General features: G+C 67.6%; 15 protein-coding genes, 2 tRNA genes and 1 pseudogene. 15 read left to right on the top strand and 3 right to left on the bottom strand.

The genetic code is table 11. The features are described from left to right. Positions 1–126 precede the first annotated feature (126 nt). Positions 127–729 carry a GDSL-type esterase/lipase family protein gene (locus HDA44_RS34895; RefSeq protein WP_184841881.1) on the top strand — a complete coding sequence of 201 codons (603 nt, stop codon included), beginning with the start codon at positions 127–129 and terminating at the stop codon, positions 727–729. A gap of 66 nt (positions 730–795) precedes the next feature. Here the strand turns inward: HDA44_RS34895 and HDA44_RS34900 are convergent, their stop codons facing one another. Beyond that, positions 796–1347 carry an NUDIX hydrolase gene (locus HDA44_RS34900; protein WP_337906770.1) on the bottom strand — a complete coding sequence of 184 codons (552 nt, stop codon included), beginning with the start codon at positions 1345–1347 and terminating at the stop codon, positions 796–798. A 662-nt stretch (positions 1348–2009) separates the two neighbouring features. Further along, on the bottom strand, positions 2010–3311 hold the full coding sequence (locus HDA44_RS34905) for a zinc-dependent metalloprotease (RefSeq protein ID WP_184841883.1): 1302 nt from the start codon (positions 3309–3311) through the stop codon (positions 2010–2012). Positions 3312–3701: 390 nt separating this feature from the next. Here HDA44_RS34905 and HDA44_RS34910 point away from each other — a divergent pair, with 390 nt between their 5' ends. Genes HDA44_RS34910 through HDA44_RS34930 form a run of 5 tightly spaced genes read left to right on the top strand, consistent with a single transcriptional unit; the run spans position 3702 to position 9274 of the window. Next, complete coding sequence (locus tag HDA44_RS34910; protein ID WP_184841885.1) at positions 3702–4127, top strand: molybdenum cofactor biosynthesis protein MoaE; 426 nt, start codon at positions 3702–3704, stop codon at positions 4125–4127. Positions 4128–4157: 30 nt separating this feature from the next. Further along, a complete protein-coding gene (locus HDA44_RS37805) occupies positions 4158–4613 on the top strand; it encodes a hypothetical protein (RefSeq protein ID WP_238352620.1) in 456 nt (151 codons plus the stop codon). Further along, entirely contained in the window at positions 4610–5647 is a 1038-nt protein-coding gene (locus tag HDA44_RS34920; protein WP_184841887.1) for a PDZ domain-containing protein, read from the top strand. Before HDA44_RS37805 ends, HDA44_RS34920 begins: the two co-directional genes overlap by 4 nt. A 43-nt stretch (positions 5648–5690) precedes the next feature. Beyond that, the gene (locus HDA44_RS34925) at positions 5691–6308 is read left to right on the top strand and encodes a PPA1309 family protein (protein ID WP_202887735.1); all 618 of its coding nucleotides are present in this window, start codon (positions 5691–5693) and stop codon (positions 6306–6308) included. Next, positions 6305–9274 (top strand): UPF0182 family membrane protein, encoded by a 2970-nt coding sequence (locus HDA44_RS34930; RefSeq protein ID WP_184841889.1) that lies wholly within the window; start codon positions 6305–6307, stop codon positions 9272–9274. The genes HDA44_RS34925 and HDA44_RS34930 overlap by 4 nt, the downstream gene beginning before the upstream one ends. A 94-nt stretch (positions 9275–9368) precedes the next feature. Here the strand turns inward: HDA44_RS34930 and HDA44_RS34935 are convergent, their stop codons facing one another. Then, the gene (locus HDA44_RS34935; protein ID WP_337906771.1) at positions 9369–9902 is read right to left on the bottom strand and encodes a hypothetical protein; all 534 of its coding nucleotides are present in this window, start codon (positions 9900–9902) and stop codon (positions 9369–9371) included. Between the two features lie 245 nt (positions 9903–10147). On the opposite strand from HDA44_RS34935, the gene HDA44_RS34940 reads away from it, so the two are divergent. From HDA44_RS34940 to HDA44_RS34975, 9 genes and pseudogenes are all read left to right on the top strand, one after another. After that, a tRNA-Met gene (locus HDA44_RS34940) sits at positions 10148–10224 on the top strand. Positions 10225–10376: 152 nt separating this feature from the next. Next, positions 10377–10700, top strand: coding sequence for a hypothetical protein (locus tag HDA44_RS34945; protein ID WP_238352621.1), 324 nt, complete (start codon positions 10377–10379; stop codon positions 10698–10700). Positions 10701–10755: 55 nt separating this feature from the next. Continuing rightward, complete coding sequence (locus HDA44_RS34950; protein ID WP_184841893.1) at positions 10756–11646, top strand: 3-hydroxyacyl-CoA dehydrogenase family protein; 891 nt, start codon at positions 10756–10758, stop codon at positions 11644–11646. Positions 11647–11654: 8 nt separating this feature from the next. Further along, a pseudogene (locus HDA44_RS34955) lies at positions 11655–12286 on the top strand (SDR family NAD(P)-dependent oxidoreductase). 8 nt (positions 12287–12294) lie between these two features. Beyond that, positions 12295–12420: an SDR family oxidoreductase gene (locus HDA44_RS39060; protein WP_420488560.1), complete on the top strand. Its 126-nt coding sequence runs from the start codon at positions 12295–12297 to the stop codon at positions 12418–12420. 56 nt (positions 12421–12476) lie between these two features. Further along, positions 12477–12550: transfer RNA gene (locus HDA44_RS34960), tRNA-Met, on the top strand. A gap of 212 nt (positions 12551–12762) precedes the next feature. After that, on the top strand, positions 12763–13692 hold the full coding sequence (locus tag HDA44_RS34965; RefSeq protein ID WP_238352622.1) for a methylenetetrahydrofolate reductase: 930 nt from the start codon (positions 12763–12765) through the stop codon (positions 13690–13692). A gap of 112 nt (positions 13693–13804) precedes the next feature. Further along, complete coding sequence (locus HDA44_RS34970; RefSeq protein WP_337906772.1) at positions 13805–15361, top strand: alkaline phosphatase D family protein; 1557 nt, start codon at positions 13805–13807, stop codon at positions 15359–15361. Then, on the top strand, positions 15361–16212 hold the full coding sequence (locus HDA44_RS34975) for a polysaccharide lyase family protein (protein ID WP_184841896.1): 852 nt from the start codon (positions 15361–15363) through the stop codon (positions 16210–16212). Before HDA44_RS34970 ends, HDA44_RS34975 begins: the two co-directional genes overlap by 1 nt. Positions 16213–16333 lie beyond the last annotated feature (121 nt).

A 16333-nucleotide genomic window follows, 5' to 3' on the forward strand; every position in this document is an offset into this window, starting at 1 on the left:
GCAGGAGTCCTCAGCGCCCTCGTCCTGGCGTCAACGGCCCTGACCGCCTGCACCAGCCAATCCACACCCCAGGCCCGCACCTCAGCCGCCCACCCACAACCCTCAAGCCGAAAAGCTGCTGCGGGGGTGGTGGTTGTCATCGGGGCGTCTGTCTCCGGCGGTTACAACGCCTCGCCCGGCGCGGCTTGGCCCACCGAACTGGCCAACCGCCTACACCATTCCGATCCCTCGTACCAACTGGTGAACGCCAGCATCAGCGCCACCCGCCTGCTCACCGACAGCGGACCCACCATGCCCAGCTCCCTGACCCGCGAAGACAAGGACGCCCTCGCGGTACCCGGAGTACGCACCGTCATCCTCACCGACCTGATCAACGACATCCAGCAACCCCCGCACCAGTACGACCCAGCGGTGATCATCGCTGGCCTCAAGTCCTTCATCACCCGAGCCCACGCGAAACAGGTGAGAGTCGTCGGCACCACCATCCCGCCGTACGGCGGCTTCGAACGCTACGAACCAGCCGGCGAACGCTGCCGCCAAGCCGTCAACACCGCCATCCGCGCCGGCCGTCTCTTCGACGCCTTCATCGACTTCGACGCCACCCTCAAAGACCCCACCACCCCCACCCGCCTCCGCCCCACCTACGACTCCGGCGACCACCTACACCCCAATACCCCAGGCCACCAAGCCATCTCCCAATCCATCAACCCCACCCTGCTGACCCAATAACCCACCCCACCACTCACCGGCAGAACGAGCTTCAGGTTCTGTACGACCCGGGGCCTGGTGTTTGGGTCAGGGCTTTGGGTGTGAAAGGGCCAGCCGGGCTCGGGTGGTCAGCTGCTTCACGGAGGCGTCCAGGTCGCCGGGGAGCGCACTGAACGGGAACCACGCAAGATCGTCGGATTCGTCGCTGATGGTGTGCTCGGTGTCCGCCGTCGCGGTGATCAGGAACTGAACGTCCAAGTGATACGCCCCCGCGCACCCACCACCTTCGAGCAAGTGGCGAGACAGCTGGAGAGGCTGCGGCGAGACCGTAAGATCGCTCAGCCCCGACTCTTCAGTCGCTTCCCGGAGAGCCGCACCGGCGAGCGTACGGTCGCCCGGCTCGCAGTGCCCGCCCAGTTGCAGCCAGCGCCCGACGGTCTTGTGAAGGGTGAGCAACGTCCGCGTACCCGACCCGTCAACCACGAGCGCACTGGCGGTGAGGTGCTCCGGCCGGCAGCTCCTCCACATCCCATCCGAATGCTCGGCGAGGTGCCGCAGATAGTGCACCCGCAGCCCCTCCTGCTCACCATCAGGCGCCCGCCACCCCCGCAAAACCCCAACCGCATCCTCAAGAAGCACCCACCAAGTCTCCCCGCCCCCCACCACCAAAACCCACCCGGGTCCCCCTCACCCACCCCCCCGCCGCCACGGCCCTGCCCTGCACCCGCATCCACTCATCCCGCTCAACCACGCGCACGTGGGTAGCCCTCACCCGGCCCGCCCCCGCCGCCACAGTCCTGCCCTTCACCCGAACCCACTCATCCCGCTCAACCACACCCACCCAGGCCTCCCACTCACCCGCCCGGCGGTCACGCGCCCGCACGTCGTCGCCACCCGCCTCACCACCGGAGTCTGGGCGTCACGCGCTCGTACGTCGTCGCCACTCGCCTCACCACCGGAGTCTGGGCGTCACGCGCTCGTACGTCGTCGCCACTCGCCTCACCACCGGAGTCTGGGCGTCACGCGCTCGTACGTCGTCGCCACTCGCCTCACCACCGGAGTCCCGGCGCCACGCGCGCCACGGGCTCGTACGTCGTGGCCACCCGCCTCACCACCCGAGCCCCGGCGCCACGCGCTCGTACGTCGGTTCCCGCCTCACACGTGCTCGCCCGACCGCACCCGCCAAGGACTCTCAGTCGCCCAGGTCCGTGTCACGCGGTTCTGGCTCGTACGTACCCGCCTCGGGTGTTTGCCTCAGGCAGGTGCAGGGTGTCCTGCGTCCGACGTGATTCTGGCCCGTATTACTCGGTGGGGGGTTTGCCGGTGTCGTCCTTGGGGTCGTCGGTGGGTTTGGGGTCGAGGAAGTCGGTGATGTCGATGTCGGCGAGTTCGCCGGCGTGCTGCGCGAAGCCGATCGGGTCGTCCAGGTCCGAGGTGCTGGGCATCAGGTCGGGGTGCGACCAGAGCGTGTCGCGGCCTTCGGTGCCGCGGGAGTCGCGGACGGCTGCCCACAGGTTCGCGGCGTCGCGGAGGCGGCGGGGCCGGAGCTGCAGACCCACCAAAGTGGCGAACGTCTGCTCGGCAGGACCACCGGCCGCCCGCCGGCGCCGGACCGTTTCGGCCAGCTGTACGGCGGCCGGCATTCTGTCCTTGGTCGCCTGGCGTACGACGTCGTCGACCCAGCCTTCGACCAGGGCCAGCGTGGTTTCGAGGCGTACGAGCGCCGCCTTCTGCTGTGCGGAATCCTCAGGCTCGAACAGGCCACCGGCGAGCGCTTCCTGCATGGCTTCCGGGTTCTGCGGGTCGATGTCGGCCATCGCGCGCTCGATCTTGCCGGTGTCGACCTCGATCCCGGCCGCGTAGTCGGCAACCGCGGCGAGCAGGTGCTGCCGCAACCACGGCACCCCGGCGTACAGCCGCTGATGCGCCACCTCGCGCAGCGCCAAGTACAGCCGGACGTCCTCGTCGGTCAGCCCGAGCCCTTCGGCGAACTTCGCGATGTTGTCCGGCAGCAGGATCGCCTGGCCGGTCGGCCCGAGCGGCAGTCCGATGTCGGACGAACTCACGACCTCGCCGGCCAGCTCACCGAGCGCTTGGCCGACCTGCGCCCCGAAGACGGAGCCGCCCAGCTGCCGCAACATCCCGGCCATCGGCCCGGCGAACTGCTGCGCCTCGGCCGGCAGCGCGTTGCCCATCGCGCCCGCGACATGCTCGGCCACCGGGTCGACGATCGTCTGCCACACCGGCAGCGTGTTCTCGACCCACTCCGCCCGGCTCCAGGCCGCGGACGTCGCGGACACCTCGGGCAGCGTGGTCGCCTGGTCCAGCCAGTGCTCCGCGAGTCGCACCGCGTCCGCGACCCGATCGCTGTCGGTCTGGGTCATCGACCGGTCGCCCGCGGTCGAGACGGTCTTGCGGGCGATGTCCTTCGCCAGATCCCAGTTCACCGGCTTGCCGTCGGTGGAACCGCTCAGCAACTGCTGGACCTGCGCGAAGATCGCGTTCAGGTCCGGGGTGCCGCCCGCGCCGGCCGCACCGGAGAACTGCTGGAACATGGCCTCGAACGGCGTTCCCTTGAACGGGTTGTCCGGTTCGTCGCTCATCGGAGGACCTTCCTGTGCGGGTGGGGCGTACAACTCCAACGTACTGGTTCCGCCGATCAGTTCCGCCCCCGGCGAACGCATCAATGGTTCCTGTTCGCCGCGGGCTGAGTGCGGTACGGCGCCGGCCGGTAGGTGGCGAAGGCAACAGTCTCTCCCGGTACACGCGGCAGCACGCACCGCAGCGGTCGCCGGAAGACCGGTCGACGCGTACCCCGAACCGCTCGGCCGGAACGGTACTTGGGAGGCATCAGCGCACCTCCGGGAAACCGCCACCGGAGCCGGTAAAGAGGAGGGGATGTGGGGTGCCGGGTGTGGGAGAGGGAGAATTGGACGATCGGGGATGCGAAGGTGGGCACGTGACTGCGGGGGTCCGGCGGGAATGAGGGACGGATGAGCGACGCGATCAGGCTGCTGGACATTCGAGACGGTGTCCTGTCCAGCGACGAGGTGCTGGCTGCCGTCTCCGACCCTGCCGCGGGCGGGACCGCGCTTTTCATCGGAACCGTGCGCGATCACGATCAGGACAAGCCCGTCGACCGGCTCGGGTACGAGGCGCACCCGGACGCGCTGGAGCACCTGCGGAAGGTCGCGCAGCGGATCTGCGACGACCCTGCGGTGACCGCGCTGGCGGCGGTACACCGGACCGGGGACCTGGAAATCGGGGACGCGGCGGTAATCGTGGCGGTGGCCGCGGCACACCGGGATGTCGCCTTCGCGGCCTGCCGGCAGTTGATCGACGAGCTCAAGGCCGAGGTCCCGATTTGGAAACACCAGCACTTCACCGACGGTGGCAGCGAGTGGGTCGGCGCGCACTGACCCGTACGCTGGGCGCATGAAGGTGGCCGGATGAAGGTTTTGGCGTGGCTGGCGTTCCCGCTGGCCGCCACGCTGCTGGCGATGTGCTGGGCGGCGTGGCGTGGGTGGCGCAACCGTGAACCGCGCCGGTCCGGTGGTCCCTTCGCGTCGGTCGACGAGTTCCGCCGGTTCAACGCGGCACTGGCCGCGCCGGGTCCGAGTGCCACGCCGGAACGCCGCCGCGGGTTCGGTCGTCGTGTTCATCAGCAGGCTCCCGCGGACGCGCGTACCCAGCAGACTGCCGGCGGCGGGTTCAGCACCGAGATCCGCGGTCCGCAGGTCACGACCGGCAGCAAGCAGGCAAGCAAGCAGGATGGCAAGCAGCCGGGTAACCAGCCGCTCGCCGCTGAGGCCGCCGCGCGGGCCGTCGCGGGCGAGCCGGTACTTCCGACCGAGGTCCGTGGCTCCGGCTCGGGCACCACCGAGATCGCAGGGCAGGGTTCGTGACACGTCGTACCGCCACTTTGGTCACCTCGATCGTCGTACTGGTCGCCTCGCTCGGGCTGGTCACCGCGTTCCCGGTGCCGTTCGTGTCGTTCAGCCCAGGACCGGTGAAGGACACGCTGGGATCGGCGAAGGGCAAGCCGGTGATCGAGGTCACCGGGCACGAGACCTTCCCGACGTCGGGCCAGCTCGACCTGACCACCGTTTCGGTCACCTCGCCGAACCGCGAACTGACCCTGCCGCAGGCGATGCGCAACTGGCTGGACCCGCACCACGACCTGTTCCCGCGGGACATCATCTATCCGCCGAGCCAGAGCGCTGACCAGGTCGAGCAGCAGAACACCGCCGAAATGACCGGTTCGCAGGACAGCGCGGTCGCGGCCGCGCTGCAGGCGGCGAAGGTTCCGTTCCACACCAAGGTGTCGACGGTCGCGGACAAGACGCCCGCGGAGGGCAAGCTCAAGCCCGGCGACATCGTGCTCGCGGTCGACGGTCACCCGGTGACACAGGTCCCGCAGGTCGGTGAGCTGGTCCGCAAGCACAAGGTCGGGCAGAACGTCGTCTTCCTGATCCGGCGCGGCACCGCCGAGCAGACCGTGGTGCTGAAGACCGCTGCCACCCCAGGCGACGAGACCCGCCCGATGGTCGGGATCACGATCGGCGTCGAGTCGCAGGTGAAGGTCACGGTCAATCTCGGCCAGGACATCGGCGGCCCGAGCGCGGGCACCGCGTTCGCGCTGGCCATCTACGACAAGCTGACCCCGGGCGCCCTGCTCGGCGGAAAGCACGTGGCCGGTACCGGCACCATCGACGCGCTCGGGCAGGTCGGCGCGATCGGTGGCATCCAGCAGAAGATCGCCGGCGCCAGGAACGACGGCGCCACGGTGTTCCTGGTCCCGGCGCCGAACTGTGAAGCCGCGCTGCACGCCGGCGTGAGTGGCATCCAGCTGGTGAAGATCACCACGCTGACCGAGGCGATCAGCGCCTTGCAGGCCCTCGTCAGCGGCAAGGGAGTCGTCCCGTCGTGCAACCCATGAGTCACCCGTACGCACCGGCCCGCCGAAGGGAAGATCTGCCGGCATGGATTCCGTAGCCACGCTGCCGCCCGACGCGCTCAGTCGCGCGGTGATCGAGATCGAGAAGCACGTGAGCGGTGCGGGCTGGGACCAGCCGGCGCAGCTGTTCGCGCTGGTCCCCACCGAAGAACTGCTCCGCGCCGAACCACAGCTGGCCGCCGAGCTGGGAGCGGAAGACGCCTCCCAGCCGCTGACCCCGGTCGCCCAGGGTGAGCTTCCCGGTGGCCTCGAGGACGACAACCTGGCCGATGCACTCGGCCGGATCGAGTGGCCGGACGGAGTGGCCGGCTGCGCGCTGGCGATCGAACGGATCGTCCTGCCGGCCGCGTCCGAGGCCGGCCTGTCGAACGCCGAGTCCGGCTCCGAGCTGGCCCGGCTGGCCGGCAGCGATCCGCGCCGGCACGAGGTCCGGATGGTCGCCGCGGTGCTGCGCGAGGGCGCCCGCTTCGGCGCCGTCCGGTTGCGCGAACACGACGAGGACAGCGCCGTGCTCAGCGGCGCCGACTTGGTCCCCACGCTGTGCCAAGTACTGTCATTGACATTCGAACCCTCGGTCGGCAGCCGGCCGGCCGCGGGTTCGGGGGTCGACGGCATCAGCGACGATGAGGAGAAGCGACCATGAGCGACGGCGTCTACGACATGCCGGAGGAGCCGCCCCGCCGGGCGCGGCGAACGGGCGGCCGTCCACGGGCGCTGCTGCCGACGATCGCCACGCTGATCGTCCTGCTCATCCTCTTCAGCGTTTTCACCGATGTCTGGACTCAGCGGCTCTGGTACCGCTCGGTTGACCTCGGCTCGGTGTTCAGCACCGTGCTCGGCACCCGGGTGCTGCTGTTCGCCGTCGTCGGACTGGTGATGGCGGCAGCCGTCGTCGCGAACATCATCGTCGCGTTCCGCACCCGGCCGCGGGTCGCGCTCGCGCCGTCGCCCAGCCCAGGGTTCGAGCGGTACGGCGATCTGCTGCAGCAGCACGGGAAGATCGCGGTCGGCGTGATCGCCACCCTGATGCTGGTCTTCGGCGGTTCGGCCGCGTCGGGGGAGTGGAAGGTCTTCCTGGCCTGGCGCAACCGGACCCCGTTCGGTGTCACCGACAAGCACTTCAACAAGGACATCTCGTTCTTCGTCTTCGACTACCCGTGGCTGCGGGTGCTGCTCGGCTTCGGCTACTCGATCGTCCTCCTGTCGCTGGTCGCGGCGATCATCACCCACTACTTGTACGGGGGATTCCGCCCGTCCGCGAAGGGGCAGAAGGCCTCCGGCGCCGCGCAGGTGCAGTTCTCCGTGCTGCTGGGCCTGCTCGTACTGCTGAAGGCCTTCAGCTACTGGCTGGACCGTTTCGGACTCACCACTTCCGACGGCAGACTCTTCACCGGTATCTCCTACACGGGTGACAACGCGATCCTGCCCAGCAAGGAGATCCTGGCGGTCATCGCGGTCCTGTGTGCTGTCCTGTTCTTCGCCAATGTGGTCCGCCGGACCTGGCTGCTGCCCGGTGTCGGCACGGTGGTGCTGATCCTGTCGGCGATCCTCCTCGGCGCGCTCTGGCCGGCGGCACTCCAGCAGTTGCGCGTACGGCCGAGCGAGCCGGTGCGTGAAGGCCCGTACATCACGAAGAACATCGAGGCGACGCGGCAGGCGTACGGACTCGAACAGGCCGATGTCACCGACTATCAGGCCAAGACGACCGCGACTCCGGCCGAGCTGTTGCAGGACACCGAGGTGCTGCCCGGTATCCGGCTGATCGACCCGAGCGTGGTCGGCCCGACCTTCGAGCAGCTTCAGCAGGTCCGCGGGTTCTACTCGTTCCCGACCGATCTGGACGTCGACCGGTACAGGATCAACGGCAAGGTCAACGACACGGTCATCGCCGTCCGTGAGGTGCAGGTCGACCGGCTGCCGGCCGGTCAGCGCAACTGGAACAACGACCACACCGTCTACACCCACGGTTACGGCGTGGTGGCCGCGAACGGCAACCAGCGCGCCGCCGACGGTACGCCGGTCTGGACCGAGAAGGACCTGCCACCGACCGGGCAGCTCGGCAAGTACGAACCGCGGATCTACTTCGGCGAGCAGTCCCCGGACTACTCGATCGTCGGCGCTCCGAAGGGTGCACAGCCGGTCGAGCTCGACACTCCGGAGGGCAAGTCCGGCGGCGACCCGACGCTGAACACCTACGAGGGCAAGGGCGGCGTGCCGGTCGGGTCGTTCTTCAACCGGTTGCTCTACGCCACCAAGTTCCGCGACGCGAACCTGCTGCTCTCCAGCCGGGTCAACCCGGACTCGAAGATCCTCTACGACCGTACCCCGCGCGAGCGGGTCGAGAAGGCGGCGCCGTGGCTGACGCCGGACGGTGACCCGTACCCGGCGATCGTCGACGGTCAGGTGGTCTGGATCGTCGACGGCTACACCACCTCGGACAACTACCCGTACTCCGAAAAGGTCGCGCTGGACGTCAGCACCCGGGACACCACCACGGGCCGCGGCACGATCGCCCAGCAGCCGAGCGAGAAAATCAACTACATCCGCAACTCGGTCAAGGCCGTCGTGAACGCGTACGACGGTTCGGTCCAGCTGTACGCGTGGGACGACTCCGACCCGGTGCTGAAGACCTGGATGAAGGCCTTCCCCGGAACCGTCAAGCCGAAGTCGGACATCTCGCCGGACCTGATGGCGCACCTCCGCTACCCGGAGGACATGTTCAAGGTGCAGCGCGACATGCTCGCCAAGTACCACGTCCAGGACTCGGACACCTGGTACCAGAACAGCGATCTGTGGCGTGTTCCGGACGACCCGACCGCGGTCTCCTCCGGTGACTCCTCGACGCATATCCCGCAGCCTCCCTTCTATCTCTCGTTGCGGATGCCGGGTCAGTCCGACCCGAAGTTCTCGTTGACGTCCGTCTACGTACCGAACGGTGAACGGGAGAACCTCACTGCGTTCATGGCAGTGGATTCCGAGGCCACGTCACCGGATTACGGCAAGTTCCGGATTCTGCGATTGCCGGGCAACCTGCAGATACCTGGTCCGGGGCAGGTCTACAACAAGTTCCAGACCGACGAAGGCATCAGACAGGCGTTGCTGCCGATCAACCAGCCGAACAGCGGCGCAAGAGCCCAGTTCGGGAACTTGCTGACGCTGCCGCTCGGTGGAGGTCTGCTCTACGTCCAGCCGGTGTACTCGGTGCGGACCAGTGGACCGGGTAGTTATCCCGTCCTCCGGTACGTCCTGGTGTCCTTCGGTGATCGGGTCGCCTACGGGTCCTCGCTGCAGGAAGCCCTGACCAAGGTCTTCAACACCAGCGTCGACACCGGCGAACAACCACCGGGAACCAAGACGCCGCCGGCGCAGCAGGCGAACCAGACCGTGAAGCAGGCGCTGGCCGAGGCCGAAGCCGCGTACACGGCGGCGCAGACCGCCCTGAAGAACGGCAACCTCGCCGAGTACCAGGCGCAGGTGGACAAGATGAAGCAGGCGATCGACAGGGCCGCCGCTGCCGGTGCCGCGGTCACTCCGACTCCGACACCTGCGAAGCCATCCGCGACAACGACGCCGAATCCGTCGAGTCCGCCGAGCTCACCGACCGGCTGACCCACGCGGCTTCCCGGGGCGGCGACACCGACAACAGTCGGCGTCGCCGCCCCGTTCCGTTGCCTACGGCATCAGGGCTCCGTTGCCTACGGCATCAGGTTTTCGACTCCGGGCGGAACTCGGCCGCGGTGTCCAACACGTCCTCGTCCGTGAAGCGTTCGGGGTCGACTGTCACCTCGGCGGCGACACCCGGCTCGATGAAGTAGAACACCTCGTCGCCGGCGAACAGACCGTCGTACCCACCGACCTTGACCGGCGTCAACTGCCAACTGCCCGGCTCCTTCTCCTCATACTCGATCAGGAACTTGTTCAGCGCCTCGAGATCGGTCAGCCGCTCGCCGCGCAGCGTCTTCACGGTCAGGTCGACCTTGTACGCGCCTTCCGCGTCCGGACCGGTCTCCCAGACCCGGCTGTGGAATGAAACGTCGCCCCACTCGTACTCGAAGTCGCTCGGTCTGCCGATGCCTTCGGGTAGGTGCCCGATCACGAAGCCGTCCAAGGTGTCAGCCCTTTGCTCGGTCGATGGAGGTGCCGCCGCGTAGGCCGACGCTGCCGTGACCTCGTGCGCCGACGCGGGGACGGCCGCCGACAGACCTAGCGAGGCGAGGACGACCGTGCTTCCGGTCACGATACGACGAGCAGACGGCACGACTCGGGAACGAAGCGATGAACACGACATGGCTGCCTCCTGGGAACCGCGGCGCCCCGCCTGCTGCGAGACACCTTCCTGCCCAAGAAGATGCAGCGATCACCCCACCCGCGGACGGACGATTCCGAAACCTGTGGACAACCCGCTCCTCGAAGCGCGATCACCCGGTCCCGGGAGCCGATTTGGTTGCTCAGCCCAAATCCTCTAAGCTAAAGACACAACGACGCGGGGTGGAGCAGCTCGGTAGCTCGCTGGGCTCATAACCCAGAGGTCGCAGGTTCAAATCCTGCCCCCGCTACCAGGAAAAGCCCACTGACTTGGCGAAATGCCAGTCAGTGGGCTTTCGCCATTCACCACGGGATCAAGTCGTTCGGCACTTGCATTCGGTACTCGGGTACGGGCTCAGCGTCGGGGATGAGTGCGAATGAAGACTGGGTGTCGTCCGCTTGTACGTTGCCGACGGTTGAGTGGCCGTTGCGGGTTGCTGAGTTTGACCAGTTGTTCGCGACTGCGCTGCGTGCGGTTGAGTGGCGGGATGCAATGAGGTTGTTGCTGGTACTGGATGCCGGCGCGCAGGCGGCCGCGCGTGAGCTGACGGATCGGGAGACGGGTTGCTGCTCGTTCTTCAGCTTCACCTTCGCGCCGGCCGGGGACGGCACGGTCCACCTTAAGGTCGGCGTACCGCCGGCTCACAGCGCGGTGCTGGGAGCGCCGGCGGCCCGCGCCGGGGAAGTGGCGAATTCATCTCGGATTTCGGAGATAGATCTTTCATCCTGAAGAGAGACTATGCTGGCGCCAACGGAACTTCGGCGAGTGCGGAAGGGCGTGGCAGATGACCGCCGTCAGCGTCATCGGGCTCGGGACCATGGGGCAAGGGATCGCGGTCGCCGCCGCCGCGGCCGGGCATGTGGTCGCGGTCTTCGATCAGCCGGAGCGGCTCGAGGGTTGCGTACGCGCCCTGAGCGATCGTTTCGCGCGATACACCGCCAACGGTGAGCTGAAGATCACCGCGTACGGAGTGCTCGGTGATGCTGTCCGCGGCGCCGAGATCGTGATCGAGGCGGTTCCGGAGGATCTCGGCGTCAAGCATGAACTCTTCAAGGACCTCAACGCGCATCTCGACCCGGCTGCGGTCCTCGCGACCAACACCTCGTCATTACCGCTCGACCAGCTGGCCGGGCCGGTCGCGGCGCCCGAACGTTTCCTGGCCGCGCACTTCTTCAATCCCGCCGAGCTGATCCCCGGCGTCGAGGTCGCCGCCACCCCGCGGACGGCCCAGGAATCGATCGACCGCCTGACCACCTTCCTGCACTCGTGCGGCAAGGAGCCGATCCTGGTCGCGCCCCGCGCCGGCTTCGTCGCGAACCGCCTGCAGCTCGCCCTCTTCCTCGAGGCGCTGGCGTGCGTCGAGGACGGCACCGCGACGGCGGAGGAGGTCGACGCGGTCATCCGGCGGACGGTTGGTTTCCGGCTGCCGGCGTACGGTCCGTTCACGATCGCCGACATGGCAGGTCTCGATGTCTACCACGCGATCCTCGGGGTTCTGCAAACGGAGTACGGCCCCCGCTTCGCCGTACCCGAGCGCCTGCAAGAGCTGATCGATGCAGGCCGGCTGGGTGTGAAGGCCGGCGCCGGGTTCCGCGAGTACTCCCGCAGCGACGCGGCGGACCTGGTCGGACGCCGAGATGCGCTCTACCGCCGGCTGGCCGAGGCCCTGGCATGAAAGCAGTCATGAAAGCAGCCGGGAAAGCGGTAGTGACCGGCGCCGGGCGGGGCATCGGCCGAGCGATCGCGGTACGGCTCGCCGCCGATGGTGCCGAGGTCGTACTGGGCGGCCGCGACACCGATGCATTGAAGGAAACCGCGAGACTCTTGGACGGCGAGGTCATGTCGTCGCGGTGGATGTGTCGGACGAGCAGTCGGTACGGCGGTTCGGCCGCGAGACTCGGGAGCGGTTCGGCGTACCCGATGTGGTGGTGTGCAACAGCGGAGTCGGCGGTCCTTCGGGATTACTGTGGGAGTTGGAGCTTGCGGACTGGGAGCAGACGTTCGACGTCAATGTGACCGGGACGTTCCTGACCCTGCGCGAGTTCATGCCAGGCATGATCGAGCGTGGCAGCGGCAGCGCCGTGCTGATCGGCTCGATGACCGGGAAGCGGCCGCTGGCCGGGCGTACTCCGTGCGCGGCATCCAAGCTCGCACTCGTCGGCCTTGCCCGCACCCTCGCACTCGAAGCCGGACCGGACGGCGTCAGAGTCAACGTCGTTCCCCGGGTTTCGTCGCCGGCCCGCGCCTGGACTGGGTCATCGATGCCCAGGCCGAAACCCTCGCCGAAGACCCGACGGTCCTCCGCGCCAAACTGACCGCCGACATTCCCCTCCGCCGCTTCGTTCCACCCGAAGACGTCGCCGCCGCCGTCGCGTACCTCGCCTCCCCGGCCGCCGCCTCAATCACCGGCACCGACCTCAACGTCACCGCCGGCCTGGAGATGCACTGAGGGGCGAGTTGGTTGCTCAGGGGTGATCATCTACACTCGTTCTCGTACGAAAGCGGCGCGGGGTGGAGCAGCTCGGTAGCTCGCTGGGCTCATAACCCAGAGGTCGCAGGTTCAAATCCTGCCCCCGCTACTTGGAAGGCCCTCTGATCAGGCGAACTGGTCAGAGGGCCTTCATTTGTGCTCCGGAAGGAGCCGGACGGTCCGGGCAGGGGGTTGCTGCCGCGGTCAGGTTCTCGCTTCCCGACAGGCGGACCGTGGAAGGCCGTGAGCGCTGTCCGTCAGTAGGCTGGCGGGCGTGGCTGGTTCGGTGGCGGGCCAGGGCGTTCGGCGTGGGAGAGATGATTGGACAGCAAGCCTGAGCTTTCGGGGATTCTTGGTGGGGGACGGCGGACGCGGTTGTTGTTCTACGGGATGACGCCGCCGCGGCAGTCGATGGAAGCGGCGGCGCGTGATCGGTTCGTCGAGGTGACCAGGGGGCGGCTCGAAACGCTCGACGTGGATGCGTTGATCCTCTACGACATCGACGAAGAGGCCGAGCGGACTCCGGACGAGCGGCCGTTTCCGTTCAGCCCGACGATGGATCCGGCGGACTTCCTGACTGACCATCTGAGCTGGTGGGACCGTCCGGCGATCGTGTACCGGTCTGTCGGCAAGTACGCGCCGGCTGAGCTGGACTCGTGGGTACGACGGCCGTCCGACCGGCTCGGGACGGTGCTAGTCGGTGCGGCCACCAGCACCGCGCCCGTCAAGACCACACTGCCGGACGCGTACGACCTGTGGCGGCGCGGCGAATCCACGCTGCCGCTCGGAGGCGTCACGATCCCGGAGCGGCACGCGTCCCGGCAGGACGAACATCACCGTTTGCTCCGTAAGCAGCAGAGTGGCTGCTCGTTCTTCGTCACCCAGGTCGTGTACGACGTCGGCGCCGCGATGGATCTCGCTTCGGACTATCTCTACCTGTGCCGCGAGCAGGGCCTCGAACCAGTGCCGATGGTGTTCACGCTGTCGATCTGCGGTTCGGTGAAGACGCTGGAATTCCTTGCCTGGCTGGGCGTACGGGTTCCACGCTGGCTGCGCAACGAGCTGGTGCACTCCGCTGATCCGGTCGCCGACTCGTACGCCCATTGTGTCGCGATCGCCCGTACCTTGTCGGCGTACTGCCACGACCACGGTGTCCCGTTCGGCTTCAACGTCGAAAGCGTCTCCACCCGCCGGGTCGAGAACGACGCGAGCATCGCGCTCGTCAAGGAACTACGCACCTTCGTCGGCTGAACGGAGTGCGGCCCGATCGCCGGGAAGTCGGCGAATTTCGGTTGACGGCTACCTTTCGAAGGTTTCTTACGTAAGAATGCGGCGCAACTCGTCGATCGAACGGAGAGCGCCCGTGACCGCACCCCCACCGCCAGAACTCGATCGGCGGCGATTTCTGCAGCTCAGTGGTCTGACCGCCGCGACGGTCTCGCTCGGTGTTGCCGCGCCGGCCAGCGCGGTCACCGAACCCCGGCGTCCGATCCCGGCCGGCGTGTTCGCGCTGGGCGTGGCCTCCGGTGAGCCGATGCCGGACGGATTCGTGCTCTGGACCCGGCTCGCACCGGACCCGGGCGCGCTCGACGGACACGGCGGGATGGGCAAAGAAGACGTGCCGGTCACCTACCAAGTGGCGACGGACCGGCGGTTCACCCGGGTAGTGCGCGCCGGCGTGGCGATCGCGTCGCCGGAGCTTGGGCACTCGGTACACCCCGAGGTCCGCGGCCTGCAGCCCGGCCGCGAGTACTTCTACCGGTTCCGGGCCGGCGCCCAGGTCAGCCCGATCGGCCGGGCCAAGACGTTCCCGGCGCCAGGGCAGCAGGGGACGACGTTCTCCTTCGCGACCGCGTCGTGCCAGGCCTGGTACCACGGCTACTTCTCGGCGTACAAGCACCTGGCCGCGCGTACCGACCTGGATGCAGTGTTCTTCCTCGGCGACTACATCTACGAGTACGGAATCGTTGCCGGCGGCAATCTCTGGAAACAGGGTGTCACGGTCGGCCCGGAGCACGCGGTCGAGATCGAGACCCTGGAGCAGTACCGGTTGCGCTACGGCTTGTTCAAGTCCGATCCCGATCTGCAGGCGGCTCATGCGGCCGCGCCCTGGCTGCTCACCTGGGACGACCACGAGGTGCAGAACAACTACGGCAACAACACCTCGTACTACGGCATCCCGCCCGAGCTCTTCCCGTACCGCCGCGCCGTCGCGTACCGGGCCTTCTACGAGAACCTGCCGATCTCACTGAACAGTCTGCCGGAAGGCCCCGATCTGCAGCTCTACCGGCGGCTCGACGTCGGCACACTGGCCCGGATCAACATGCTCGACGGCCGCCAGTACCGGGATCCGGTGCCGACCAGTGAAGCCGACCGGCTCAGTGAGTCGCGCACCATCCTCGGCGCGGCGCAGGAGCAATGGCTGTACGACGGGCTGAAGGGCTCCCCGGCTACCTGGAACATCCTGGCCAACGGCGTCGTGTTCACCGCTGTCACCGACGACCGGACCGAGCAGTGGGACGGTTATCCCGCCAACCGCAAGCGGCTGCTGGCCGCGATGGGGGAGACCTCGAACACGGTCGTCCTGACCGGTGACGTGCACCGGGCCATCGCCTCCGAGCTGAAGGCCGACTTCGCGGACCCGGCCTCGAAGACCATCGGTGTCGAGTTGATCTGCTCCTCGATCGCCTCCGACGGGGATGGTGCCGAGACCGACGGCTACGCCAAGGACTGGATGGCTCATCCGTACATGAAGTTCTACAACGCCCGTCGCGGTTATGTGTACGCGCGAATCACCGAGACGGAGATGATCTCGGAGTTCGTCAAGGTGCCGTACGTCCAGGCCGACGCGAATGCCGTCGCGACCGTCGCGGCACGATTCCGGACACCGGCCGGCGCGCCCCGATTGGAGGCTCTGTGATGACGGAGAACACCGCGGCGGGGCGAGGCAGGCCCAACCCGCCTACCATCACGGGGCTCGGCGGCACCGGCGACATCGGCACCGCCACGCTCAGCTGGACTCCGGTGCCCTGGGCAACAGTCGTCGACCACTACGCCGTCCAGGTCTCGACCGCGGGCTCGCCCTGGGCGCCGCTGGCCAAGACGGTGTACCCGCATTTCGTACATCGGGGTCTTGGGTTCACCGGCGTCACCAGGTCGTACCGGATCGTCACGGTGGATGCCGCAGGCAATGTTTCGGCACCTTCCGCGGCAGCCGACGTGGCCAACAAGACCTCGGTCACAGTGTCTGGTACGCCGATCGCGTGGGTCGGAAGCTTCGACGGGAAGGGCGAGTTCGCGCTGACGCCGAACAAGAGCGCGCAGTACCCGGTGAAGTTCCCGAACGACGTCGACTACACGTACCCGACGTCGGTGCCCACCGAGGACTGGTGCTACCTGATGCCGGGGCCGGCCGACAAGTGGGCCGGCTCCAAGAACCACCAGGTGCTGTTCCGCTTCGACCTGCCCGAGGCGCCGGCGAAGGACCTGGATCTCGCGCTCTGGCTGATCGACAGCCACGCGAAGATCCCCGGCTCGGCCGTACTGTCCGTCAACGGCACCACGGTCGACCGGCTCACCTTCTTGCCCGGTGCGACGAAGGGCTCGACGATCAGCGACAGTACGCTGCCGAACTCGCCGCTGAAGCCGTCGTACCTCGAACGCCCGCTGCCCAAGGACCTGTTCAAGCCCGGCCAGAACGTGATCCAGCTCCTCAAGGACAACGGCTCCTGGATCGCCTTCGACGCCTTCGGCATCTACGGCCGGCCCTGATCGGCAAGGCCGAGTGCCCGATCTCCTCTCAGCAAGCTGAGAAGTGCATGACCGGCTGATGATGGTTTTGTCATCAATGGATGGAATTCCCGTGTGGTAAGAGGTTGTGGGGTTTGTTGGT

This window comes from Kribbella solani (genome assembly GCF_014205295.1).
GTDB classification, from domain to species: domain Bacteria; phylum Actinomycetota; class Actinomycetes; order Propionibacteriales; family Kribbellaceae; genus Kribbella; species Kribbella solani.

What these genes read in the sequence shown, in the direction of transcription:
- HDA44_RS34925 (WP_202887735.1), top strand. Translation starts at nt 5,691, where the DNA reads ATGGATTCCGTAGCCACGCTGCCGCCCGACGCGCTCAGTCGCGCGGTG.
- HDA44_RS34975 (WP_184841896.1), top strand. Translation starts at nt 15,361, where the DNA reads ATGACGGAGAACACCGCGGCGGGGCGAGGCAGGCCCAACCCGCCTACC.
- HDA44_RS37805 (WP_238352620.1), top strand. Translation starts at nt 4,158, where the DNA reads ATGAAGGTTTTGGCGTGGCTGGCGTTCCCGCTGGCCGCCACGCTGCTG.
- HDA44_RS34950 (WP_184841893.1), top strand. Translation starts at nt 10,756, where the DNA reads ATGACCGCCGTCAGCGTCATCGGGCTCGGGACCATGGGGCAAGGGATC.
- HDA44_RS34910 (WP_184841885.1), top strand. Translation starts at nt 3,702, where the DNA reads ATGAGCGACGCGATCAGGCTGCTGGACATTCGAGACGGTGTCCTGTCC.
- HDA44_RS34930 (WP_184841889.1), top strand. Translation starts at nt 6,305, where the DNA reads ATGAGCGACGGCGTCTACGACATGCCGGAGGAGCCGCCCCGCCGGGCG.
- HDA44_RS34905 (WP_184841883.1), bottom strand. Translation starts at nt 3,311, where the DNA reads ATGAGCGACGAACCGGACAACCCGTTCAAGGGAACGCCGTTCGAGGCC.